Source organism: Pannonibacter phragmitetus DSM 14782 (assembly GCF_000382365.1).
Classification (GTDB): domain Bacteria; phylum Pseudomonadota; class Alphaproteobacteria; order Rhizobiales; family Stappiaceae; genus Pannonibacter; species Pannonibacter phragmitetus.
The window spans coordinates 69613-93258 of the sequence record NZ_KB908233.1; the positions used below are offsets into that span (position 1 = coordinate 69613).

General features: G+C 63.2%; 24 protein-coding genes and 1 tRNA gene. 3 read left to right on the plus strand and 22 right to left on the minus strand.

All coding sequences use genetic code 11. The features are described from left to right. Positions 1-2: 2 nt before the first annotated feature. The 11 genes from H163_RS0119695 to H163_RS0119740 form a co-directional block, all read right to left on the minus strand. Complete coding sequence (locus tag H163_RS0119695; RefSeq protein WP_019966342.1) at positions 3-599, minus strand: YitT family protein; 597 nt, start codon at positions 597-599, stop codon at positions 3-5. A 20-nt stretch (positions 600-619) separates the two neighbouring features. Continuing rightward, the gene (locus H163_RS0119700) at positions 620-1870 is read right to left on the minus strand and encodes an NAD(P)/FAD-dependent oxidoreductase (RefSeq protein ID WP_019966343.1); all 1251 of its coding nucleotides are present in this window, start codon (positions 1868-1870) and stop codon (positions 620-622) included. Positions 1871-1971: 101 nt separating this feature from the next. Then, positions 1972-2316, minus strand: coding sequence for a RidA family protein (locus H163_RS0119705; protein ID WP_019966344.1), 345 nt, complete (start codon positions 2314-2316; stop codon positions 1972-1974). Between the two features lie 3 nt (positions 2317-2319). Then, positions 2320-3081, minus strand: a complete 762-nt coding sequence (locus tag H163_RS0119710; RefSeq protein ID WP_019966345.1) for a TetR/AcrR family transcriptional regulator — start codon at positions 3079-3081, stop codon at positions 2320-2322. 7 nt (positions 3082-3088) lie between these two features. After that, positions 3089-4537 carry an amidase gene (locus H163_RS0119715; protein WP_019966346.1) on the minus strand — a complete coding sequence of 483 codons (1449 nt, stop codon included), beginning with the start codon at positions 4535-4537 and terminating at the stop codon, positions 3089-3091. Between the two features lie 531 nt (positions 4538-5068). Further along, a complete protein-coding gene (locus tag H163_RS0119720; protein WP_019966347.1) occupies positions 5069-5572 on the minus strand; it encodes a DUF3237 domain-containing protein in 504 nt (167 codons plus the stop codon). A 21-nt stretch (positions 5573-5593) separates the two neighbouring features. Next, positions 5594-6898 carry a flavin-dependent oxidoreductase gene (locus H163_RS0119725; RefSeq protein WP_019966348.1) on the minus strand — a complete coding sequence of 435 codons (1305 nt, stop codon included), beginning with the start codon at positions 6896-6898 and terminating at the stop codon, positions 5594-5596. An 81-nt stretch (positions 6899-6979) separates the two neighbouring features. Then, on the minus strand, positions 6980-7273 hold the full coding sequence (locus H163_RS24080) for a type II toxin-antitoxin system RelE/ParE family toxin (RefSeq protein WP_244296116.1): 294 nt from the start codon (positions 7271-7273) through the stop codon (positions 6980-6982). Next, positions 7270-7503, minus strand: a complete 234-nt coding sequence (locus tag H163_RS0119730) for a hypothetical protein (protein ID WP_019966349.1) — start codon at positions 7501-7503, stop codon at positions 7270-7272. Before H163_RS0119730 ends, H163_RS24080 begins: the two co-directional genes overlap by 4 nt. A gap of 49 nt (positions 7504-7552) precedes the next feature. Continuing rightward, positions 7553-8095, minus strand: coding sequence for an NUDIX hydrolase (locus H163_RS23270; protein ID WP_019966350.1), 543 nt, complete (start codon positions 8093-8095; stop codon positions 7553-7555). Between the two features lie 30 nt (positions 8096-8125). After that, a complete protein-coding gene (locus tag H163_RS0119740; RefSeq protein WP_040679307.1) occupies positions 8126-8683 on the minus strand; it encodes a cysteine hydrolase family protein in 558 nt (185 codons plus the stop codon). 89 nt (positions 8684-8772) lie between these two features. Between H163_RS0119740 and H163_RS24085 the strand changes: the two genes are divergently transcribed. After that, positions 8773-9213 carry a helix-turn-helix domain-containing protein gene (locus tag H163_RS24085; protein WP_147290423.1) on the plus strand — a complete coding sequence of 147 codons (441 nt, stop codon included), beginning with the start codon at positions 8773-8775 and terminating at the stop codon, positions 9211-9213. Positions 9214-9533: 320 nt separating this feature from the next. Here H163_RS24085 and H163_RS0119755 read toward each other — a convergent pair whose 3' ends face one another. The 3 genes from H163_RS0119755 to H163_RS0119765 form a co-directional block, all read right to left on the minus strand. Beyond that, positions 9534-10187 (minus strand): regulatory protein RecX, encoded by a 654-nt coding sequence (locus tag H163_RS0119755; RefSeq protein ID WP_019966353.1) that lies wholly within the window; start codon positions 10185-10187, stop codon positions 9534-9536. 91 nt (positions 10188-10278) lie between these two features. Continuing rightward, the gene (locus H163_RS0119760; RefSeq protein WP_026356094.1) at positions 10279-11847 is read right to left on the minus strand and encodes a DHA2 family efflux MFS transporter permease subunit; all 1569 of its coding nucleotides are present in this window, start codon (positions 11845-11847) and stop codon (positions 10279-10281) included. A gap of 33 nt (positions 11848-11880) precedes the next feature. Beyond that, positions 11881-13185: an HlyD family secretion protein gene (locus tag H163_RS0119765; protein WP_208975446.1), complete on the minus strand. Its 1305-nt coding sequence runs from the start codon at positions 13183-13185 to the stop codon at positions 11881-11883. Between the two features lie 204 nt (positions 13186-13389). Here H163_RS0119765 and H163_RS0119770 point away from each other — a divergent pair, with 204 nt between their 5' ends. Next, the gene (locus tag H163_RS0119770) at positions 13390-14037 is read left to right on the plus strand and encodes a TetR/AcrR family transcriptional regulator (protein WP_019966356.1); all 648 of its coding nucleotides are present in this window, start codon (positions 13390-13392) and stop codon (positions 14035-14037) included. Between the two features lie 10 nt (positions 14038-14047). Here the strand turns inward: H163_RS0119770 and H163_RS0119775 are convergent, their stop codons facing one another. From H163_RS0119775 to H163_RS0119805, 7 genes are all read right to left on the minus strand, one after another. Further along, entirely contained in the window at positions 14048-14881 is an 834-nt protein-coding gene (locus H163_RS0119775; RefSeq protein WP_019966357.1) for an MBL fold metallo-hydrolase, read from the minus strand. Continuing rightward, on the minus strand, positions 14878-15666 hold the full coding sequence (locus H163_RS0119780; protein WP_019966358.1) for a TatD family hydrolase: 789 nt from the start codon (positions 15664-15666) through the stop codon (positions 14878-14880). The genes H163_RS0119775 and H163_RS0119780 overlap by 4 nt, the downstream gene beginning before the upstream one ends. A gap of 133 nt (positions 15667-15799) precedes the next feature. Continuing rightward, complete coding sequence (gene metG, locus H163_RS0119785; protein ID WP_019966359.1) at positions 15800-17356, minus strand: methionine--tRNA ligase; 1557 nt, start codon at positions 17354-17356, stop codon at positions 15800-15802. A 97-nt stretch (positions 17357-17453) separates the two neighbouring features. Further along, entirely contained in the window at positions 17454-18524 is a 1071-nt protein-coding gene (locus H163_RS0119790; protein ID WP_019966360.1) for a DNA polymerase III subunit delta', read from the minus strand. Then, positions 18514-19191: a dTMP kinase gene (gene tmk / locus H163_RS0119795; RefSeq protein ID WP_019966361.1), complete on the minus strand. Its 678-nt coding sequence runs from the start codon at positions 19189-19191 to the stop codon at positions 18514-18516. The genes H163_RS0119790 and tmk overlap by 11 nt, the downstream gene beginning before the upstream one ends. Positions 19192-19229: 38 nt before the next feature. Then, positions 19230-20390: a D-alanyl-D-alanine carboxypeptidase family protein gene (locus H163_RS23280; protein ID WP_019966362.1), complete on the minus strand. Its 1161-nt coding sequence runs from the start codon at positions 20388-20390 to the stop codon at positions 19230-19232. Positions 20391-20513: 123 nt separating this feature from the next. Beyond that, positions 20514-21860, minus strand: coding sequence for a septal ring lytic transglycosylase RlpA family protein (locus H163_RS0119805; RefSeq protein WP_019966363.1), 1347 nt, complete (start codon positions 21858-21860; stop codon positions 20514-20516). Between the two features lie 1252 nt (positions 21861-23112). On the opposite strand from H163_RS0119805, the gene H163_RS0119815 reads away from it, so the two are divergent. Then, a tRNA-Ser gene (locus H163_RS0119815) sits at positions 23113-23202 on the plus strand. Between the two features lie 201 nt (positions 23203-23403). On the opposite strand, the gene H163_RS24090 is transcribed toward H163_RS0119815, so the two are convergent. After that, a partial coding sequence (locus H163_RS24090) for a plasmid pRiA4b ORF-3 family protein (protein WP_247643342.1) occupies positions 23404-23646 on the minus strand: 243 nt, incomplete at its 5' end.

A 23646-nucleotide genomic window follows, 5' to 3' on the forward strand; every position in this document is an offset into this window, starting at 1 on the left:
ACTCACGCCTCCTGAGGCTTTGGCAGGCGGAAGTTCCAGGCGATCAGCAGGTTCATGATCAGCGCGCCCATGAGCGACCAGACCAGCTTGTCCGGTGCGATGACGAAGAGCGCGCCGGTAAAGATCAACACATCCAGCGCCATCTGCACCCAGCCAGCCGGGATGCCGCGCGTTTCCTGCAGATAGAGGCCGAGAATGCCGATCCCGCCGGCGCTCGCCTTGTGGCGGAACAGGGCAATGAGGCCGATGGAGCAACAGCAGCCGGCAAGAACGCCCGCCAGCGGCACGGGCAGCTGATGGAAGGTGATCAGCTCGCCCAGCAGCGGCGACAGCAGCGAGATACCTGCAACGGATATCAGCGTGCGCAAGGTGAAACCTGCCCCGCGCCGCCGCCAGGCCAGCACATAAAAGGGCAGGTTGACGCAGAAGAACACCAGACCGAAGGGCAGGGGTGTTGCCATGGAGACAAGAACCGAAAGGCCCGCCAGTTGCCCCGTCACCAGCCCGGCCGCCTTGAGGAAGACGACACCAAGGCTGGTCATGATGATGCCGAAGGCCAGGCCTTGCACGTCATCGAAAATGTCTTTGGCTCTGGACATGGCCGTAGGGCTCCGAAGGATCAGGACAGCTGGCTGGCCGGGGAAAGGGCATGGGGCAAAGTGCCGGGGGCATCCTGCTTCAGCTCCCCGTCCAGCACACCGGCGAGGATATCCGCCGTGACCGGGCCCAATGTAAACCCCTGATGGCCATGGCCGAAATTCACCCACAGGCCTGTTTCGCGCGGCACCGGGCCCACCATGGGCAGCATGCCGGGCAGGCAGGGGCGGGTGCCGGACCATTGCGGCTCCTCGATGCGCGGACCCAGTTCGATCAGCCCGCCAACGCTGGCCTCGGCCCGGCGCAGCTGGCGCGGGTCAGCCTTCGCACCATGGGCCACAAGTGCCGCTCCCGAAGAAAGGCGCAAGCCCTTGCGCATGCCCGCCACAACGATGCCGTTCGCGGCATCCAGGAAGGGGCGGCGCGGCATCTGCGGAGCCTGAAAATGGGCGTGATAGCCGCGCTTCAGCACCATCGGCACAGTGATTCCGAAGCGCGCCAGCAGCTGCCCGGTCCAGGGGCCAAGGCAGAGCACCACGGTTTGCGCACTGACCGGCCCCTCCGCGCCCGCCACCTGCCAGCCCGAGGAGGTCCGCCGCAGCGTCGCGGCATCAGCGGCGGCGATTGTGCCGCCACGGCTTTCAAAGAGCGCGGCATAGGCCTTGGTGAGGCCGCCGGGATCGGAACAGCTACAGCTGCCCGTGTAGTGAATGACGCCTGCGGGAGCTTGTAGCAGCACAGGCTCCTCGCGCATCCAAGCCGCACCGGCCACAGCACGGAATGGCACGCCATAGGCTTCCAGCAACCGCCGGGCCTCACTTGCGGCAACTTCAAAGGCCTTCGGATCACGATGCAGAATGGCCAGCCCCTCCCGCGCAATCAGGTTGCCACTGCTGGAGGCCTCTATCAGCGGCTCATGAGCGGCGCAGGCCTTTGCCGTCAGCTGGCTGTAAACGGCTGAGACAGCCCGGTGCCGGGCCGGGGCCGAGGCCCGGAAATAGCGCCAGAGGGCAGGGGCCATTGCGGCAATACCAGCCGGGGACCAGACAACATCATTGCTGGCCCCAAGCGCGTAGCGCAGCAGCGTCAGAGGATCTCGCGGCATGGCATAGGGCTCTGCGGCCTCAGCCTGAATGACACCGGCATTGCCGTAGCTGGTTTCTTCTCCCGGCGCTCTCCGGTCCGCAAGGACCACACGGTGCCCGCGCCCCTGCAGCGCCAGCGCGGTTGAAACGCCAACCATACCGGCGCCTAGCACGATAATGTCCTGCATTGATGAGGTTCCTTGAGAGCGGAAAGTCAAGGCCACGGGGACCGGCCAGTCAACCGCGCTGTCCCGGCCTTGAGCCGGGACGGCGCAGAGATTGTTTGTCTTCACGCCTGCGCGATGACGGTGATTTCCAGCTTTGCATCAATCATCAGCCCGGACTGGACCGTGGTGCGAACGGGCAGGGGGTCGGAGAAGAATTCCGCATAGGCCGCGTTGAAGGCGGCGAAGTCCTTGGGATCCGTCAGATAGCAGGTGCAGGAGACCACATGGGCCATGGTCAGGCCCTCGCCTTCCAGCGTCGCCTTGATGCGCGACAGGCAGTTGCGGGTTTGCGCTTCGATTCCTTCAGGAATGGAGCCATCGGCAGCAAAGCCGAGTTCACCGGCCAGATAGACGGTGGAGCCGGCGCGACGGACCTTGGAGAAGGGGAGTTTGGCTGGGGCGGTCATGGTTCAGTCCTCTGTCTGGGTGGAAGAACATTTGCGGCTTTCCGCAAGCGCGGACAGGCCATTGATCAGCAGATCAAGCAGGAACTCATAGCTGGCGCCGTAGGGCACTTGCGTCCCGTTCTGCCAGCGCAGCACGAAGATGCGGTTGGCAATGTCCGGCAGGGCTGCATGGGTCAGCGGGTAGAGGGCCGGGTCAATGGCGGCCACCTGCTGCTGGAAATGGCTCTCCCAGCCGCTGCTGTCACCTTGCGGGCCGGGCGCAAGTTCCATGGTGACGAAGCCGCCAAGCCCGCCGATCAGCGCATTGAAGGCATGGGTCAGGTCATTGCCGCGAAACCCGCCATCGCGCAGGGCTGCCAGCACGGTTTCCACCCAGCCGAGATTGGCAACGCCGTTCGACTGCATTTCCGCACCCAGCAGCGGCGCGAGGTTGGGGTGTTCATGCACCAGCGCCCGGTAGCCGAGAAACACCTGCCGCAGCCGCAGGCGCCAGTCCGCCGAGCGGTCAAAACCGGCGGGCAGCGCGCTGGTGATCGCGCCGGAAATGGCGGCAAACAGGTCTTCCTTGGTGCCGCCCACGTGCCAGTAAATGACATTGGGCGAGACCTGCAGCGCTCTTGCCAGCTCGCGCAGGGAAAAACCGGCAAGGCCCTTCTCGTCGATCTGCGCAATCGCAGCCGCCACGATCTGCTCCCGCGTCAGGCCAACGGACGCGGCCCGCCCGCGTGGCGGCTTTGCAGGTTTGAGGCCGTCTTCTGCCACCATCTTTCCCTCAAAGGCTCAGGAAGCCATCGGCCTGAGACAGGCTGGGGGCGGCCTTGAGCGCCTCGAGGTCCGGCCCGTGCAGAGCAAGATCAGGGATGCCCGCGATGACAGCTTCCAGCTCTGCCGCAACAGTCAGAACGCCAAGGTCATCATGGCGCTTGCCGGCGATCTGCAGGCCGAAGGGCATGCCGTTGCCATCAAATCCGCAAGGAATGGTGATGGAGGGATGGCCTGCAATGGTCGAGGCATAGGCCATGGCGAGCCAATGGTAGTAGCTGAGCGTCGGCTTGCCATCGATCTCAGTGGGATAAAGCTCATGCCAGTCACGCGGGCTGATGCAGACGGCGGGGGAAATCAGCACGTCCCAATCATCGAAGAAGGCCTGCCAGCGCTGGTAATAGACACCCTGCTGTGTCAGCGCGCCCGCCACATCCTCACCGCTGAAGGACCGGCCTTCGCGGACGTTCTCCGTGACATTGGGACCGACAAGGGCCGGAAATTCATCCACCCGCTTGCCGTGGGTGCTGACGAAGAGCACACCGCGCAGGACGGAGAAGATCCGGTCCGCATTTGCGCAGTCCGGCGTTGCCTCATCCGCCGTGCCAAAGAAGGGCAGGAGGGTTTTCACCGCCTTGCGGAAATGATCACGCACCAGCCCCTCGACCGGCGCAAAGCCGTAATCTTCGGTGATGGCCACCTTCAGGCTGGACAGATCGCGCCGGGGCAGGGCGGCGAAACTCTGCGCATCCCAGAGAGTGCGGCCGTTGATGACCGTGGTGTAGGGGTCCTTGCGGTCAGCGCGGGCGAGAACAGACAGCATCAGCCCCGCATCGGCCACAGACCGCGCCATGGGACCGGAGGTGGACATGGGGATGAGGCCAATGGCCCGCGTGTCACCCGGCACCACGCCGGGGCTGGGGCGGAAGCCAACAACGCCGCAGAAGGCTGCCGGATTGCGTAAGGAGCCACCCGTGTCCGAGCCCGTCGCCAGCGGCGCATATCCGCAGGCGAGCGCAACGGCGGAACCGCCGGACGAGCCGGCGCAGCTGCGGGTCACGTCATGCGGATTGGCGGTGACGCCATAGACCCGGTTGCGGGTGTTGCCGCCTGCGCTCCATTCCGGATTGTTGGTCTTGCCCAGCGGAATTGCGCCCGCCGACCGCATGGCCGCGACAATGGCGTCATCCTTCGTTGCGATGTTTCCGGCAAAGAGTTCGGAGCCGAAGGTGGTCGGCAGACCTTTGACGTCGATCATGTCCTTGACGCCAAAGGGCAGGCCATGCAGCGGACCAAGCACATCGCCCCGCGACAGCGCGTCATCGGCGGCCTTCGCGTCCTTCAGCAGAGCATCAAAATCACGGGCAACCAGCGCATTGACCGCATGGTCCACCGCTTCCACCCGGCTGATGCAGGCCTGTGCGAGCTCTACCGCTGACAATTGCCGCCGCACCATCATCTGCCGCGCCTCAAGGGCTCCAAGATCAGCGGGGTCCGTGGCTTGAGAAGGGGGGCGGGCGGCTGCAGACATCGGCAAGGCTCCAGCGGAAGTGGCATATGTCACTATCGGTAGCGCACAATTGCACGATGTTCAATTGGTTTGAGGGGGGAGGCAAGTTCTGTGCGGCACTGGCGCCAGATCGGAACTTGTCTGCAGGAATGCTGCTGAACGCAGGGTAGAATCAGGATTGAATCTGAGTCACCGGTTCATTCTCTCCGCTGCGCTGCCGTGACGATGGAGACCGTAATTGAGTTGAGCAGCGGGTTAATCCAGGTTGAGCGCCCCTTACAGGTCCCGGCTCAGGGGCCGGGACGGCACGGTGTGCTGCGCAACATCCGTGCCAACAGCCCGGCCTCCTGCTCCTTGCCTGCCACCACTTCGCACCGCCCCGGCCTTGTGCTGGGGCCTGTAAGGGGAGCACATGCGCTTGCCATGTCATCCCCGCCTTCGCGAGGATGACAAAGCGGGAGGCTGGGGGAAAAAGGGGCCTCACTCCACCGCAAACAGGCTGATCACCACGCCCTTGCCGAGCCTTGCGCCACGGCTGACAAAGATGGTGCGGTTGACCCATTGATAGCGCGGGTCGCCGGTTTCGAGCCTTGCGGAGGAGCGCATGTAATAGGCGTCGGGGGACACATCGCCGCCTTTGGCAAGCTCTGCCATCACATCCGCCGGGCCGTGGCGAAAGCCGCTGTCACGCATTTCGATGAGGGCGCCGTCTTCCGTTTCGAAGGCGTAGCGGGCATCGAGCACCGCCAGCCCGCCTTCGTGCAGCGTCAGCCAGTCCGCGCCCAGATTGAGAATGCGGCCGTTGAGACGGGGGCCGGAGACCGTGCCGCCGGTGATCTGCATGATCTTCCGCTCACCGCCTCTGCCTTGCCCCATGGCGCGGGGCGGCGCGACCTCGACCCGGAGGTCGCAGACATGCACAAGGCGTGGGGCAGCCAGGGCAGGGTATTCGCGGCTCATGTCTTCCGGCGTGCGGCTCGTCATTTGCGGCTTCCTTCCATGGTGTCACACGGGCGCTGGGGCTGGCACCCTTGCCCCTTCGGCGATCATGCGCGGGGCGGCATTAAGGGCATCCTTGGCAAAGCCGGCAGCGGCCTTGTAGGCGCCCATGAAACTTGCGCGCTCTTCAGGTGAAATCACGTCATCGATGTTTTCAAAGTCACCGCCACAGCGCTCGTCCACCATATTGAGAAGGCCGAAGGGGCCAGCGCCCCGGTTGCGCAGGATGAGCTGGGAGACGGGGCCGCAGAGCTTTTCGTCAAAGGCGGAGAGTGCCTCCGGCGTGACGCCATGGTTCAGCATCATGACGCCGAGCGTGCGGGCATCGATGATGGCCTGGCTCGCACCATTGGAGCCGGTCGGATACATGGCATGAGCTGCATCGCCCATCAGCGCCACCGGGCCATCAATCCATGTGTCCACCGGGTCCCGGTCGATCATCGGGTTTTCATAGGCCACATCCGCACCGCGCAGCAGCGCCGGAACATCCATCCAGTCATAGGTCCAGTCGGCGAAGTGATGGAAGAAATCCTCCACCTCCACCTGACGGAACCAGCCAGTGGCATCGCGCTTGCTGATGTCGTCATAGGTGACTTCGGCAATCCAGTTGATGCGGGCAAGGCCGGTCTGCGGATCAACGGGTGAAATCGGATAGATGACCATGCGGTGCCGGTGCGAGCCGAGGCCGATGAAGGACGAGCCCGTGCGCACCGGCTTTGCCATCGCCGTGCCGCGCCACATGACGGCGCCGCCCCAGTGGATCGGCGGCTGGTCCGGGTGCATCTGCGCGCGCACGGCCGAATGGATGCCGTCAGCACCGATCAGCAGCGTGCCGGTTTCCTCACTGGAAGAGCCATCCGCATGGCGGAGCAGGGCGGTGACGGTTCCATCCGGGTTCTTGCGGTAGCCGGTGACCTTCGCCCCCAGAACAACAGCTTCCTCACCGGCGCGGGCGCGGAAGGTCTCATAGAGCAGCATATGCAGCTCGCCCCGGTGCACGGCATATTGCGGCCAGTTGTACCCCGCCTCCAGCCCGCGCGGCTCGGCGTAGATTTCCTGACCGTTGCGGCCGACAAGCGCCCATTCGCGCGCCGGAACACCCACCTTGTCCAGCATGTCTGCCGTGATGCCGAGATCGAACAGCTCGCGCACCGCATTGGGCTGGATGTTGATGCCAACGCCCAGCGGCTTCAGCTCGCGCACGGATTCAAACACCTTGCAGCGCACGCCGATCTGATGAAGCGTCAAGGCCAGCGCCATGCCGCCAATTCCGCCGCCTGCGATCAGGACCAGAGGTTCCGTCACCCGCATTCCTCCCCGAGATTGCTTTTGGCAAGGGGTATAGCGGGAGCAGGGCGAAATGGGAATGGATTTGGCGGGGAGGGATCCGTGCTACCGGTGTTGAGGCATGGTTGCCGGATCGCGCGCGCCATGCCGAAGACTGATGATCACAACTGCGTCTGAGTGAATTTCGTAGAAGATGACATATGGATAAGGCCTTGCCACGATGCGGCGCAGACCTGTAGAACTTGTTACAATTCCGCTTCGCGGATAATCGGCAAGGAGACTTAAAATCGCTGCGATACGCGCTTTGACCCGGGCTGCCGCAAAAGGATCCTCATGGTCTATCTGAAAGAGGATTTCCTCAAATTCCGCCAACGCCTGCGGTGTAAACTTCAGCTTCACAGGCCGTGTTTCGCCCAGACTGCGCGAACATGATCGTCAGACGCAAACTCACCACGCGCTGCCTGTGACCGGGATATGGATAAAGACGCAATTTCCTCCGGATCCAATTCGTAAACAGCCATATCGTCTTCCGAACCGGCAAGGCTTAGAAGCACGCATGCAAGCTCGTCCTGCTGCTCAGGCGGAAGCCGGCGGACTTGATCAAGGGCTTGTTCAAGAAGCTTGGTCATTCTTGGAGTATGATCGTTTTCTTCAGAGAATGGAAGAAAGAAGGCGGTTTCAATCGTGCCGGCTGACCAGACGGAGATATTCCAAGATCCTTCGCATCGCCGGGGGAAGGGCGTCCGGTGACACCCAGCTGAGGGACGATATCTCATCAGGGTTGGCAAGAAGCGCGCCGGTCGGGTTCGCAAAGAGATAGCGCAGATCGATATGGACATGCGCCGGCTCGTTTTTCTTCCTGTTTTCAGGGATGCCGTGGACATCGATATCGATGGGAAGCCGGGCCTGCAGCTGCGCGGTGAGACCGGTTTCTTCGGACAGTTCCCGGGCGGCTGCTTCATGGGGCATTTCTCCGGCATCAATGTGGCCGCCGGGAAACAGCAGTTTTCCGAGCGTGAGATGCTCCACCATCAGGACTTTGCCATCCTGCAGCAGCACGGCGCTTGCGGTCACATGCGCCGGAACCGTCGACCGGGCGGTCATATCCGCATCGCTGCGCCAGAGCCGGTCAATGGCGGAAATCTCGTCCTGACGCGCCGGATGGGCCGCGCAAAAGGCGCTGATCAGGTCTTTGATTCCGGTATTCTGTTTTGAAAACAAGGCTATGGCTCCACAGTCCGGACGGGTCGTTCAGCGGGCCGCGATGGCCTTTAGCATGGCAGAAGCCGGCGCAACTGTCGCGATCTTGCCGTCCATATAGGCCAGCGAGACACGGGCGTGTTCCTCGTCATAGGAGGCCGTGCAGTCCCGTGCAATGGTAACGCGCAGATCGCGCTGATAGGCATCGATGGCAGTCATGCGGACGCAGGCATGGGTGTTGATGCCGCACAGAACCACATGCCCGGCGCCCATATGCGCCAGCCGGTCTTCAAGGTCCGTGCGGAAAAAGGCGCTGTAGCGTTTCTTGACGATGACCACATCTCCGGGCCGCCAGTCGAGATCCGCATGAAGCTGCGCGCCGCGCTTGCCCATGATGGTGGACTTGATGTTGCGCTCACGCATTTCGGCAAAGGCATCGCTGAGCCCGGGCTCGAACTCCTGACGCACCCAGATGACGGGAAGCCCGGCCATCCGGAAGGCAGAAGCCAGCCGGTTGGTCTGCGCAATCAGCTCTGCCGTTCGCCCGGCGTCCCAGCTGTCGAGAAAGTCGTTGAGCAGATCGATGATGATGAGACAATGTGAAGTCATGGCGCGAAACAACCGCAGCACCGTGTCATCCATGTGACGGGTGGCATGTGACGGGTGGCATGTAACGGGTGATATGCAACGGGCAGCCTGTGACAGGCGGCCTCGCTTCGGCGCCAATCTCATCAGATATAGATAAGTTCCATAATATATCTTATCCGACATTTGCTGAATTCAGTACGCTGGCGGAATGGTGGGCGTTGCCAAGTTTCGCAAAATATGCAACTTTGCATAAAATGCGCAATTTAGGAAATTCCATTATGCTCACACCTGAACAGTGCAAAGCCGCGCGTGCTGTAGTCAACTGGTCTCAAACAGACTTGTCTAAGGAATCTGGCGTTTCCCTGAGGGCAATCCAAGAATTTGAGGCCAAACAACGAAAGCCGAATCCAACGACCCTTCAAGGGTTAAGATCAGCCCTTGAGCGCTATGGTATTGAGTTTTCGCAAGATGGCGCTTCCCTCTGTTGGGGTTACCTTCGTGGCATCACAATAGACCCCCGCAAGATCGGGCAAGAAAATGATTTGCAGTAAGCTGAAGTCTTAAATTGATCAAGGCAGAGGAAATGGAGGCCAAATTGGCAACAGACGAAACGAGGAATCAAGCTTTTGAAATTATACAAAATCTTGCAATAAGCGGAAAGAAAATGACCAGGTCCGATAAGATGAAGTCCCTATTGGATAACATAAACGCCCTCGCTAAATATCAAAGTGATGTGATCAACCATCTCGACAAGCAGAAGAAACAGGGTTGAGGCGCCATTTCGCAGGCGAACCGATGTGATCCATAACCAACCTAGTGCGAGCCCAGACTGCTAAGCCGGAATGCAAGTTGGTTCTCTGTATGGGACAGCTCACTCTTCCATTCCCTCCACGTCCTGCAAGGCGGCCCGTGCGGCGGAGATGGAGTGGCCGGCGCGGCACATGGCGGCCATGTCCTTGCGGTCCCTGTCGCGGCGGGTTTCCGGGCTCTCGTCCTGGTGACCCTTGCGCCACGGCCCGAGCCTGCGCCGCTGCGCAAAGCGGCGTGCGGCGCTGGCGTCCGAGGTTTCGTCCTGATCCAGCACCGCGTCGATCATCTGACGTGCCACACCTTTGGCCCCCAGCTGCGCGGCGATCTTGCGCGTGGAGGCTCCCTTGCGGCGCAGGCTGGCGAGTTTGGTTTCGGCAAAGCTGCGGTCGTTCACCAGGCCGCTGCGGCTGCATTTGTCCAGCACCGCCTCGATCATCGGCGCATAGACGCTTGCATCCGTGCCATGATGACGGGCAGCGCGGGAAACCTTGCGCTCCAGCACGAGCCGCAGATTGGCCAGCGACGTGGCGTAGCGCTCCAGATAGGCCAGGGCCTGCCGGGTCAGGCGTTCCTCCGTCGGAATGCGCGGTGCCCGGCGTTGTCCCTTGCCGCCAGCGGACCTTGCAGACGGGGGGCTTGCAGATCCCGGCCTTTCGTAACTGCTGCTGGCTGCCCGGGCGCTGTCCGGATGGTCCTGCGCGCCGTCATCGGCCATAAAGCCCTCCGAAAATCCGTTCCATACTAATCAAGGTATTGGAAATATTGGATTTTTCAAGAGTAAAATGGCCAAGTCTGACAGGAGGGCATCAGTGCCCTCCTCCGCCGCCGCCGGCAAGCTTTGGTTTCTCGACAAAGAAGATGGCAGCCAGCAGGCAGACGAACAGCAGCGTCAGCAGCATGAACATGTCGATGAAGGACATGATGAAAGCCTGCTCCGTGACCATGCCCTTCACGGCATTGAGGGCCGCTGTGGGGGCCGTATCGCCCAGCGGCGCATAGGCCTGCGTCAGCATGGACATGGTCTCCTGCACCGGCTCACGGGCGCCATTGACGCTTTCGGCCAGGCGCTCGTAGTGGAAGGCGCGCCGTTCGGTCAGGAAGGAGTTGATCAGCGCAAGGCCCACGGCACCGCCGAGGTTTCGCGTCAGATTAAACAGGCCGGAGGCGTTCTTGATCATCTGCGGCGGCAGCATGCCGAGGGCGATGTTGTTGATCGGCACCATGCACAGCATCAGGGAGCAGCCGCGCAGGATCTGCGGCAGAAGCAGCTCGTAGAAATCCCAATCCTGCGTCAGGCCGGTGACCAGATAGGTGCCAAGGGCAAAGCCGCCAAAGCCGATGCCCATCATCACGCGCGGATCGAGCACGCTCATCAGCCGTCCTGCGATGGGCGCGGTCAGGAACATGGCAAGGCCGCTGACGAACATGGTCTCGCCGATCTGCAGCGCGGTGTAGCCGCGGATGCCGGAGAGATAGACCGGATAGAGATAGGTCAGGCCATAGAGCCCGATGCCCATGACGAAGCTGAACAGGCTGCCCATGGCAAAGTTCTTGTTGCCGAAGGCGCGCAGGTCCGCCACCGGCTCATCCACCGTGAAGGCCCGGTAGAAGAACAGCAGCGCCGCCGCGCCCGAGAGCACGGAGAACAGGACGATGTGCTCGCTCTGGAACCAGTCGTCGTTGGTCCCCTCCTCCAGCACGTATTCGAGCGAGCCGAGGAACACCGCCATGGCGGCAAAGCCGGTCCAGTCGAACTTGTCGAGAAGGCTCATGTCCGGCTCGTCGAAGTCGATCAGTGTAACGGCGGCAATGGTCACGAAAACGCCGGGAATGACGTTGATCAGGAACAGCCAGTGCCAGGACATGAAGTCGGTGAGATAGCCGCCCAGCGTCGGGCCGATCGTCGGGGCCAGGGTTGCGACGAGGCCGATGACCGGCGACACGATGCTGAATTTCTCGCGCGGGAAAATCAGATAGGCCGTCGCAAACACGGTGGGGATCATGCCGCCACCCAGAAAGCCCTGCAGCGTGCGCCAGAGGATCATTTCGTTGATGGTCGTGGCCGTGGCACACATGAAGCTCATGGCGGTGAAGCCGCCGGCGGAAATGGCGAACATCCAGCGGGTCGAGAGCATGCGCGACAGATAGCCGGACAGCGGGATCATGATCACTTCGGCGATCAGATAGCTGGTCTGCACCCACGGAATTTCATCGCTGGAGGCGCCAAGCCCGGCCTGGATCTCGGACAGGGAGGCCGAGACGATCTGGATGTCCAGGATCGCCATGAACATGCCGAAAACCATGCACAGGAAGGTCAGCATCCTGCGTGTGGTTACGACGGGTTGGGCCGGAGCGGCCATCGTTGTATCTGTCATGTTGCGTCCGCCGCCCTTGTGGGGCGCCCGCTGTCAGCGGGCGCTCGCGGTCTTGCTGCCGGGAAGGCCCGTTATCCGCGTGCCGGTGCGGGTATCGACCTCAACGACCACGGACATGCCGGGGCGCAGGACGGAAGCGCCCTCCTCGCTCACCGGCACGGAAATGCGCACCGGCACGCGCTGCACCACCTTGGTGAAGTTGCCCGTGGCATTCTCGGACGGCAGCAGGCTGAAGACGGAGCCAGTCGCCGGGGACAGGCTCTTCACCGTGCCATGCAGCTCCAGCTCCGGATAGGCATCGACGGTCACCTTCACCGAAGCGCCGGGCTGGATGGCGTCCAGCTGGGTTTCCTTGAAATTGGCGTCGATCCGGGCATCGGCCAGCGGCACGATAGAGGCGACGCGGCTGCCGGTCTGCAGGAGCGAGCCCACCTGCGCCGCCCGGTTGCCGACAACGCCGGAAACCGGCGCCCGCACCACCGTGAAATCCAGGTCCCGTTCAGCCTTCTCCAGCGCGGTGCGCGCCGAAGCCACGGCCTGTTCGGCTTCCTTCTTCTGGCTCTCCAGCACGGCCACATTGGCTTCTGCGACAGAAACCGCTGCCCTGCTGCTTGAAACCGTGGCAGACGCATCGCGCATGTTGGCAAGGGCCGTGTCCAGAGAAGCCTGGCTCGACACCTTGCCCTCTGTCAGCTTGACTTGCCGCTCATAACTGGCCTTTGACTCGATCTCGCGGGCCAGCGCGGCTTCCACGGAGGCCTTTGCCTGTTCGACAGAGGCTTTGCCAGCGATGATCTGGCGGGCAATGCGCTCCACTGCCGCTTCGGCGCTGGCCACACTGTCCTTGGCAGATTGCACGGCCAGCCGGTAGTCGCCATCGTCAATGCGGGCGATCACCTGCCCTGCTTCCACATGCTGATTGTCGTTCACCTCAATGCTGGCCACATAGCCCGACACCTTGGACAGGACCGTGGTGATGTCGGCAGAGACATAGGCATCATCCGTTGATGCCATGAAGCGGCCGTGCGTCCACCAAGCGTAGCCCTCATAGGCTCCTGCTGCGATGGCCAGCAGGAGGATGGCGCGCAGGACCTTGCCCGCCTTGCCCTTTTTCTTCGCCGTAGTGCCGCCCTCTCCTGCCTGTTGTCCGGAGGCAGGCTGCGGGTCTCCCTGGGCATTCCGGGCACGGGTGGGGGATGGTGCTACCGGGTTGCCAGCGGGAGACCCGCTGCCATCCGCCGCGGGTGCAGCCGCGCGGCGTTCCTCTCCACCGCCGGTGGGGGTACCGGAAGCGGGGGATTGTGTTTCTGTCTTGAGAAGTGTGGCAGTGGTGGTCACGGCGGGGGGAGCCTTCGTTGTATGCCTTTCGCACATAAATAGTTTGACTGAACGGTTCGGTCAATAGATGATTTGGGCAAGCGCCCTCCAGAAAAAGAGCCCTTCCCCCACTGAAATAACGGCATCTTCCGGGTGGAGTTTGACAGAGTGCCCTTCACGAACCTACGTAGGGGCAACGCCGCTGCGAAAAAGTTGAAACGGATCATGACCGCACAGGATGCACAGGTAGACGGAGATAAGTCCGGCCAGCTCGCCAATGCCAAACGCCACCAGATTCTGGATGGAGCACGCCGTGTGTTCCGTGCCAATGGCTTTGACGGGGCCAGCATGGAAACCATCGCCCGTGAGGCCGGGGTGTCGAAGGGCACGCTCTATGTCTATTTCGACAGCAAGGAAGCCCTGTTCAAGGCGCTGATCCTGAAGGACAGGCAGATGCAGCCTGAGCATTGCCTGACTGATCTCGACGACAGCGCACCGCTTTTCGAGGCCCTGATGCGGCTCGGCGGGGTCTATCTGTCCCGGATGATCCTTCCCGAAACCATCTCGACCCTGCGCATGGTGGTCGGTGCATCGGAAAAATTTCCGGAGTTTGGCGCCCTGCTCTATGAAGAAGGCCCGAAGAAGGGCATACGCCACCTCAAGCAGTTCCTGTTGCACCGGCACGAGATCGGCCAGATCGTCGATTGCGATCTGGAGCTGGCCGCCACACAGTTTCTGGATCTGTGCATCGCAGGCACCATGCGCCGGATGCTCCTTGCCTCGGGCTCGTCTCCCACGCCAGCCGAACAAGAGGCGATCATTGCCGCCGCCGTGCGCGTGTTCATGAAGTCCTATGCGGTGGACAACGGCTGACTGAGGCCGGTCAGTCCGAAGACCCGGGGGCCGCTGCCCCGCCCGCCAGCCTGATCACCATGCCGTCATGGGCGGGTTCCACATGCTGCGGCAGCTCACGGCAGAGCGTGGCATAGTCCATGTCGTTGTGCATGTTGGTCAGGATGGCCTGTGCGGGCTTCAGGCTTGCGATCCAGTGCAGCGCATCATCCAGCGAGAAGTGACTGGGGTGCGGTGTGCGGCGCAAGGCGTCGATGATGAACAGCCGCAGACCGGCAAACCGCACGACTTCGCTTTCGGGAATCTCCGACACATCAGGAAGATAGACGATATCCTGAAAGCGGAAGGCGAGCGAGTCGATCTCCCCGTGGTGGACCGGTATGGGCAGGAAGCTGATTGGCCCGCCTGCTCCGGTGATCACGGTTTCCACGCCTGCCGTCAGCCGCCGCTCGTCAAGGATCGGCGGATATGAAGATCCTGGAGGCGTCTCGAAGCAATAACCGAAAGCTGCATGAGCCCGCGCGGATGTGGGCTCGTCCATATAGACCGGCACCTTCATGCGGTTGCGCAGCGCCAGCATCCTCAGGTCATCGATGCCATGCAGGTGGTCCGCGTGGGCGTGGGTGTAGATCACGGCGTCGAGGTAGCCAACCCCGGCCTCCAGCAGCTGGGCGCGCATGTCCGGCCCGGTGTCGATCAGCACCGTGGTATCGCCGCCCTCGCCCCTCTGGCGGACAAGTAGAGCGCAGCGGCTGCGGCGGTTGCGCGGCTCGGCCGGATCACAACGCCCCCAGTCGTCACCAAGACGCGGCACGCCCCCTGATGATCCGCAGCCGAGGATGGTGATCTCCAGCTCTGCGCTCATTCTGCCTCCGGCCGTTTCGCCTTGGAGAAGAGACGGAAGAAATTCTCCGTCGTCTGCCGGGCCATGTCCTGCGCGCTCACACCATGCACTTCGGCAAGGATCTGGGCGGTGAAGGCCGTATAGGCCGGCTCGTTGCGCTTGCCGCGCCAGGGCTGCGGGGCGAGATAAGGTGCATCGGTTTCGACCAGCAGCCGGTCACGCGGCACGCTGGCGGCAATCTCGCGGATCTCCTCCGAGCGCTTGAACGTCAGAATGCCGGAGAAGGACACATAAAGCCCCAGCTCAACCCCGCGCCGGGCCAGCTCCGGGCCGGAGGAGAAGCAGTGCAGCAGCGCCGGGAAGGCCCCCTTCCCCATTTCTTCGGTCAGGATCGCCATCATGTCCTCATCCGCATCGCGCGAATGGATGACGAGCGGCAGCTGCGTGCGCCGGGCCGCCTCGATATGGGTGCGAAGCCCCTGCGCCTGCGCGGCGCGCGGCGCCTTGTCGTAGAAGTAATCCAGCCCTGCTTCCCCGATGGCAACGACCTTGGGATGCTGGGCGAGCTGCACCAACTCGTCCGCCGTCACGTCCAGTTCCTCCTGGGCATTGTGCGGATGGGTGCCGACCGAGCAATAGACGCTGTCATAGGCCTCCGCGATGGCCAGCACCTGCGGGAACTTGCGCACCCGGGTGGAGATCGTGACCATCAGCTTCACGCCAGCCGCATGGGCGCGTGCAATCACCTCGTCCCGCTCGGCCTCGAAGTCGGGAAAATCGAGATGGCAGTGGCTGTCGACAAGCATGGGGAAGCCTTGGGGGAACCTTGTGGATAACATGCGGGCAATCCATGTGGAGAACCGGTGCCCTCCCCTGTGGATCAACCTTGAAAGTCTTTGAAAGAGCGGGGACTTTCCCGCTCTCTCGCATTTTCGCAGCTTATGCGTCCGCCTGTTCCGGCTCCACATAGCGCGGGAACGCCGGTTCGGGCTTCGGGATCTCCACGCCAGCGGCAAGCCGCCCGCCCGCACCAAGCGTTGCAAAGCTGCGTACGCCCGCCGGAACCGAGAGGTTGTCCAGCAGCTTGGCCGCTGCAGCCGGGGTCACCGGCTGTGCCAGAATGGCGATCTGGCGGATCACTTCGGCCGTGACATAGAGCACCGTGTTCATGCGCTCCGGATCGGTCTTCTTCAGCGCCCAGGGCTCCTGCGAAGCAAAGTAGCGGTTGGCTTCGGCCACGCAGGCCCAGATGCAGGCAAGGCCCGCATGGATTTCCTGCTTGCCGAAGGCGGTGCGGCAGGTGTCCAGCATGGCGTCAGCCTGCGCCAGAATGGTCTCGTCGGCCGGGTGAAGCGCACCCGGCTGCGGCAGCTTGCCGTCGCAGTTCTTGGAGATCATCGACAGCGAACGCGACGCCAGATTGCCCAAGTCATTGGCAAGGTCGGCGTTGATGCGGTTGACGATTGCCTCGTGGCTGTAGTTGCCGTCCTGTCCGAAGGGCACCTCGCGCAGGAAGAAATAGCGGGTCTGGTCGAGGCCGTAATGCTCGATCAGGCTGAAGGGGTCGATGACGTTGCCGACCGACTTCGACATCTTCTCCCCGCGATTGAACAGGAAGCCGTGGGCATAGACGCGCTTGGGCAGCGGAATGCCGGCCGACATCAGGAAGGCAGGCCAGTAGACCGCGTGGAAGCGGATGATGTCCTTGCCGATGATATGGGCATCCGCCGGCCAGTAGGACCAGCGCGCATCCCCCTCATCCGGGAAGCCTGCACCGGTGATGTAGTTGGTGAGCGCATCCACCCACACATACATCACATGCCGCTCGTCGCCCGGCACCGGAATGCCCCAGTCGAAGGTGGTGCGCGAAACGGACAGGTCCTTCAGGCCACGGCTGACGAAGCTGACGATCTCGTTGCGGCGCTCGGACGGGCCGATGAAATCCGGATTGGCCTCGTAATGGGCCAGCAGCTTGTCCTGATAGGCGGACAGGCGGAAGAAATAGCTCTCCTCCTCCACCCATTCCACCGGCGTTCCCTGCGGACCATAGCGCACGCCATCGGCGCGCACTTCCGTCTCGCCTTCCTGGTAGAAGGCCTCGTCGCGCACAGAGTACCAGCCGGAATAGCTGTCCTTGTAGATGTCACCATTCGCCGCCATCCGCTTCCAGATTTCCTGGCTCGCCTTGTGGTGGCGCTCCTCGCTGGTGCGGATGAAGTCGTTGTTGGTGCAGCCGAGGGCCTCCACCATGGCGCGGAAACGGGCGGAGTTGCGGTCTGCCAGTTCCTGCGCGGTGATGCCTTCCTTGCGCGCCGTCTGCAGCATCTTCTGGCCGTGTTCATCCGTGCCCGTCAGGAAGAACACATCCTTGCCGTCCAGCCGCTGGAAACGGGCCATCGCATCGGTCGCAATCGCCTCATAGGCGTGGCCGATGTGGGGCACACCGTTGGGGTAGGAAATGGCCGTGGTGATGTAGTAGCGGGGCTTGTCGGTCATGACGCTTCGGATGCTTTCGGGCGGGAACTGGCAAAAAACGTAAGAAACGGCCGGACAGGTGTCCGGTCATCAGCAGTGCCTTGCGGGCGGCAAGGCGTCATGCAGGCATTCGCATGGCCTCGGAGAGCGAGCGGAACACGTCGATGACCACCTGTTTCTTGTCGAGATTGAGCGCCTCGGCATCAGCCGCCGCGCGGCCCATCTTTTCCCATACCTCGGTCCACCTGACAAGCCGTGAGGCGTTCCCTGCGTCCGGCCCGCGCAACTGGGCGTGCATCCAGTCCCGCGCCACCGACAGGAAGGCTTCCCAGTTGTCGGTTTCGCCCCTTGCCGAGACGAGATCGGCAAAGGCATGCAGCGCCACCGCATCAATACGCGGCAGGCGGGCGGCCAGATTGTGGAAGCCCTGCGTCACCGCCAGCCCCTCGCCCGCCAGCAGCAGAAGCGCCGAGCGCAGGCTGCCGCCGGCAAAACGCGCCACATCCGCCATGGCAGAAGGATCGGCATTGCCGCCCATGCCGGAGAGCGCCTGCGTCATGGCCCGCTCGTCCAGCGGCTGCAGGTCCAGCCTGCGGCAGCGCGAGCGGATGGTAGGCAGCAGACGCCCCGGCGCGTGCGACAGCACGAAGAACAGGGAGTTCGCAGGCGGCTCTTCCAGGATCTTCAGAAGCGCGTTGGCGGAACTGGCGTTCATGTCATCGGCCGCATCGACAATGCAGATCCGCAGCCCCTGCCCCGACGCCGTGGTGCCGAAGAAGGACACGGTGCGGCGCACCTCGTCGACCGGCAGGTCGGTCTTGAAGCGTTTGGTCTTGTCGTTATAGGGCCTGCGCAGATGCAGCACATTGGGGCTCGCACCTGCCGCAATCTGGCGGCTGACGATATGCCCCTCCGGCACGGCAAGGCTGCTAGCTGCGGCAACCTCGGGTGAAAACCTGTCCGGATGGGCCAGCGCGAAACGCGCAAAGCGGAAGGCAAGCGTCGCCTTGCCGATGCCCTTCTGCCCGCCCACCAGCCAGGCATGGTGGAACCGCGGCGAACGGTAGGCCTCGATCAGCTCGCGCTCGGCTGCCTCCTGCCCCACGAGGGCAAACTGCTCGCGCGGCAGCGGCACGCCGTCGATGGCGTCGACCTCCGGGGTAGCCTCGATGTCTGTATTACGCGCCATGGCCGGATCCCGCCCCTTCCCCGGCCTTCAGGCCGAAACGGGCCGATACCACCTGCCAGATGGCTTCTTCCACGCCGCCGGCATCCTGCGCCCCGTCAATGACCACAATGCGGTCCGGCTCCGCGTCCGCGAGCTCCAGGAACAGCTGCCGGCGCCGCTCGTGGGTTTCCATGGCGTCGGTCTCGAACCGGTCCGGGCTGTTGCCGCTGGCATTCTGCGCCCGCGCGTCCACGCGCTTCAGGCCGATGGCGGCCGGCACGTCGATCAGCACCGTCAGGTCGGGCCTCAGGCCATTGGTGGCCGTTACCTCCAGCACATCCAGAACCTGTGCCTCGACGCCCGCCTCACCCTGATAGACGCGGGTCGAATCGGCATAGCGGTCGCACAGCACCCACTCCCCGCGCTCCAGTGCCGGGCGGATGGTCACATCCACATGGTCGGCACGGGCGGCAGCAAACAGCATCGCCTCACCGCGCGGGCCCAGCTTGCGCGCAGCTCCTGACAGCAGCACCTCGCGGATCATCTCCGCCCCCGGCGATCCGCCCGGCTCACGCGTCAGCGTCACGCCCAGCCCCTGTTGCAGCAGGCGGTCGCGCAGGCGCCGGATCTGGGTGGACTTGCCCGCCCCCTCCCCGCCCTCAAATGTGATGAACCGCCCCAGCGCCAACGAAACTCTCCAACTCATCCGCCCCGCAGGGCGCTGCATCACAGCCAGCCAAACAGCAGCTGGCGCACACCATTCATCGCCCGCTGGCTCAGCGTGCCTTCGGTGACGTCACCGCCCGTCAGAAGCGGTGCGCGGTACACGACGGCATCATCGGGTCCAAGAACCCTGATTTCGCCCACCTGCGTGCCCTTTTCAACCGGTGCAATCAACGGGCCGTCATATACGGCGCGCAGACGGTAATTCATCGTGCCGCCGTTTGGCAGCAAGACCTCGACCGTGCGCCCCGCAACCAGCGGCACCTCTCCCGCCGTGCCGCCAAAGACGCGCGCGCTGGCCACATGAGCCCCCGCGTCAAACAGGCGGTTGAGGGTAAACGCATCCCAGGCGCCCTCGACCAGGTCCTTCAGCGCGGCCAGCCGCGCCTTGTCCGCCGGCAGGCCGGAGAGGGCCGCAATCACCCTCCGCCCATCCCGCTCCACCGAGACAAGACCGCTGAATCCGTCCTTTTCACCCTGACCTGCCCCCAGACCGTCGAGCCCGGTGACATTGCCCAGAAACGGGTTCTTCGCCCGCTGGAAAATGTTGTTCCAGGTGAATTCCGGTTGGCTGAACAGGCCGTAGCGGTCCTTGTGCTCGCTCAGGATATAGCCGGCCAGCAGACTGAGATCGCGCGCCGTCACCTTCGCGTCCGGCGCAGGATAGCCGGTTGGATTGGCGAAACGCGTGTTCTTCATGCCGAGCTTTTCAGCAAGCGCATTCATGCGCCCGGCAAAGGCCTCCTCGCTGCCTGCAAGTCCTTCCGCCAGCACGATGGCTGCATCATTGGCGTTGTGAACGAGGAGCCCCTGCAGGAGATCAGACACGGCTATCTGCGACTTCACGGCCGCAAACATCGTCGCCCCGCGTGATGGCGCTCCGCCTGTGCGCCAGGCATGCTCGCTCACCGTGTAGAGTGTGTCTTCGGAGGTCTCTCCGGCCTTCAGCGCATCGAAGACGATGGCAGCTGTCATCACCTTGGCAAGGGAGCCGGGCTCAAACGGCTGATCCGGTGCCTTGGCATAGAGCAGCGTGTCGCTGGACTGGTCAACGAGGATTGCCGTCACAGCCTTTGTTGCAAGCACATCCTGCGCCGCGGCGTCCTGCGGCGGCCGCACGCCAAAAAGCAGAAACCCTGCGGCAAGGGCCGCAAGGCTGAACAATCTGACGCCTGTCTGCAGTGGCCTGACGGCCGTTCTACCCTGCCCGATCATGTCCCGCACATGTTCCACCCGGCCCGGCACAAGCCCGGCAGCGGCCGGGCATTGGCCATGCTGGCCGCCAGATCAGCGGCTCAGCTTCTGAAGGGACGTTGCACTGCTCTCGAAGGTTTCGAATGCACCGAACACGCCATTGATGCGGTCGTTCGCGGCATAGGACGACACGGCCCCGCCGCGCAGCAGGTTGCGCGGAGCGTTAAGTCCCGGCTGCCAGATCATCTGCGGCTGCGCTGCAGCTGCCGGATCCTGATAGGCTGCAGGCGAGGAGCTTGCAGGTGCAGCGGACGGGACGCGGATGGTGCCAAGGCTCTGCGGCTGATCGCCAAGCGTCTGAACTGCCGGAACAGCGGCCGGGGCCTGAACATTCGCCGCCGGGCTCATGATGGCCTGGGCTTCGGTGGCTGCGGAGGATGCACTGACAGCAGCAGGCGCCTGGCTGGCCGAGGCGACCATGATCTGCGCCGAGCTTTCATAGGCAACCGCCGGATCGAACGCGATCATGTAGGACGGATCAAGCTGCGGATGGGTGGTGCCGGAAGTGGAAGCCACGGTCACCGGCTGCGGCAGCGTCAGAGGACGCGGGCGGGGCGCGAAGCTTGGCACATAATTCATGCTGCCTGCCCCCTGCGCCAGCGGCTCGGCAGAGGCAACCATCACAGAAGCGGCAGGCGTGCGCACCGGCCCGGCAGCAGGCGCGGGCGTTGCCGGAGCCTGTGCGAGCATGGTGCCCGGCATCGTGCCGCCCGGCGTCACGGCGCCCGGTCCGTCATAGCTGGCCAGCAGGAAAGCCTCGTCATTGCCATCCATGCGCGCCGGACCGACATACTCGACCTTCACCTTGCCAATGCCGCTCTGCTTGGTCCCCAGCATCTTGGCGACACGCTGCGACAGGTCGATTTCGCGGTTGCCATGGAACGGGCCACGGTCATTGACGCGTACGATCATCGAGCGGCCGTTCTCCACGTTGGTGACGCGGGCATAGGACGGCAGCGGCATGGTGGTGTGGGCAGCGGTCAGGGAGTGACGGTCGTAGATCTCGCCATTGGCGGTCTTGCGGCCGTGGAATGCCTCACCGTACCAGGAGGCAAAGCCGACCTTGGTGTAGCCCGGCTCTTCCTTCGGATGATACCAGCGCCCGGCCACCTTGTAGGGCTTGCCGACGATGGAGCGGCCGCCGCCCTTGGGCACCGGCTGGCCATCGGCGACCACGCGGGGGCTGGCCTTCACGCCGTACTTCGATTCAGGAAAATATTCGGAAGAGCGCTTCTTGGTCGGTGCGCTTTCGCAGGCTGCCAGAGCAAGCGCTGCTGAGAGTGCGATCATCAGTTTCAGGGCGGGCTTGCGGAGTTTCACACCGCCTGCCTCCTGAGCGTCCTTGCTGGCGCATACAGCCTCGTCAGCCATTGCTGCCATCGGGCGTTTCCCCAAACCTTGCATCCTGCCGTCCCACTCACAACGCGTCTGGCGGCCCCAGCACACGCGCTCCATGAAGCCGGTTTCCCGGCGCTGTCTCGCGGTTGCGCAAACTGACCGTTAGGCCTCTTGCGCGCAAGTGCATTCCGCCCCCGCAGAAATGCAACAGCCGCAGTTAATCGCATAGTGGTTACCTGATCCTTACCGCTTCGCCAAGTCCCAAAGCGCCGCAGCGCGCTCCAAACCGCCTGAGGTGCACCGCATAATTCGGGAATGCCGGTTTTCTGCCGTTTGCAGCGAGCTTGCACGCCGTATGGCACATAGAAAAAATTTACCATATCGCAAAGCAGACGGCCGGCGGCACCCGAATCCTGCGCTGAAGGGGCTGGCCCGCGCCGTTCAAAGCCCCTGCCCGCCCCTGTCCCTCGTCCAGGGCGCAAGCTCCCGCTGCCCGGCGGCATGCTGAGGACGCCAGCCGCTCCGGCCAGCCGGTGCAGCCGGTCTCTTTCCTCTGCAAGACCGCCATTGCATCACTTTGTGATCGTCATCACAAACAGCGCGGCCAATGCAGCCTAAGGTCCTCTCACTGCAACGGGCCGCCCCGCCCTGCGCAGGCTGGGGCCTTCCCGGCACCGGCCGCTGATCCTGCACCCCTGCCCACGACACGCCGGATCAGCGGCCCCCTTCCGGGGGATACACGGCGGGCAACTCTTCCTGACAATGCATTGTATGCGCTGCACGGCCGCTGCCATTCTGGCTGCGGCACCCCTGGCGCTCTGCGAGACAGGCACAGCCTTTCATCATGTCATCCCGGTTTGGCGCGAAGCGGCAAGACCGGGATCCCGTGCGACCGGAGCAGGAGATGGCTGACATGGGGGCTACTGGATCCCCGCCTGCGCGGGGATGACAAGATGAGAGGCTGCGGGGCCAGGGCAATCCGCACCACGCCGCCACACATCCCGTGAGCCGCTTTGCAAGCGCGTGGTTCCCGGGTCTGCGCTCCGCTCCGCCCGGGATGACCGCCGAAGGAAACCGCAAGGCTGAGGCCGCCTTTCCGCGTCAATCCTGTGCCGGCCCGGAGATGCGCCTCAAGGTGCCGCCCGCCCCGGCCCGGAGCGTCTTCCGCTAATGTTTCTGCGAGGTTCTCCGGCAGGCTTCCGGCACGTTTTCTGGCAAGTTCCGGGCAGTCCTCACAAATTCACACCACCCCGCTTGACATTCCCCCCCAAAGCCCCGAAACGGTTTGCAGAACGGAAGAGTGGCCGAGTGGTTTAAGGCACCGGTCTTGAAAACCGGCGTAGGTGAGAGCCTACCGTGGGTTCGAATCCCACCTCTTCCGCCAACTATCTTTTTTACACCGGCCGCCATCTGGATGCTGGCAGATAGTTACCCATAACACGGCTTCAAAAATCATTTTTCATGCCCATTGGGCACGTGTAATATAACCGAATAAACTGAGCGTATGAGGCGCCCTATAAAAGGATGCCGCATCATGCGCTTTAAAGTAAGCATCCGGCGTAGACCGCGTCGGTCTGGTTTGCGGTCAATGGCACTTGTTCTGGCTCTTTGCGAAGCCTGCTTTTCCGAGGGTTCTGCGGCGAGCGAGCTTGGCGATGCGTTCACGGATCATGTCTGTGCCGATGTCTGAGGGATCGAAGAGGCCACCATACCAATCCGCGACTTCGTGATGCTGGGGATGTCGTGGCTTTGCCATTGCTTTCAGGAAGTCTTCGAAGCCGGGTAAGCCGCCGACATCTTCCGGCGGCGCTCGTCGTTCACCGTCAAC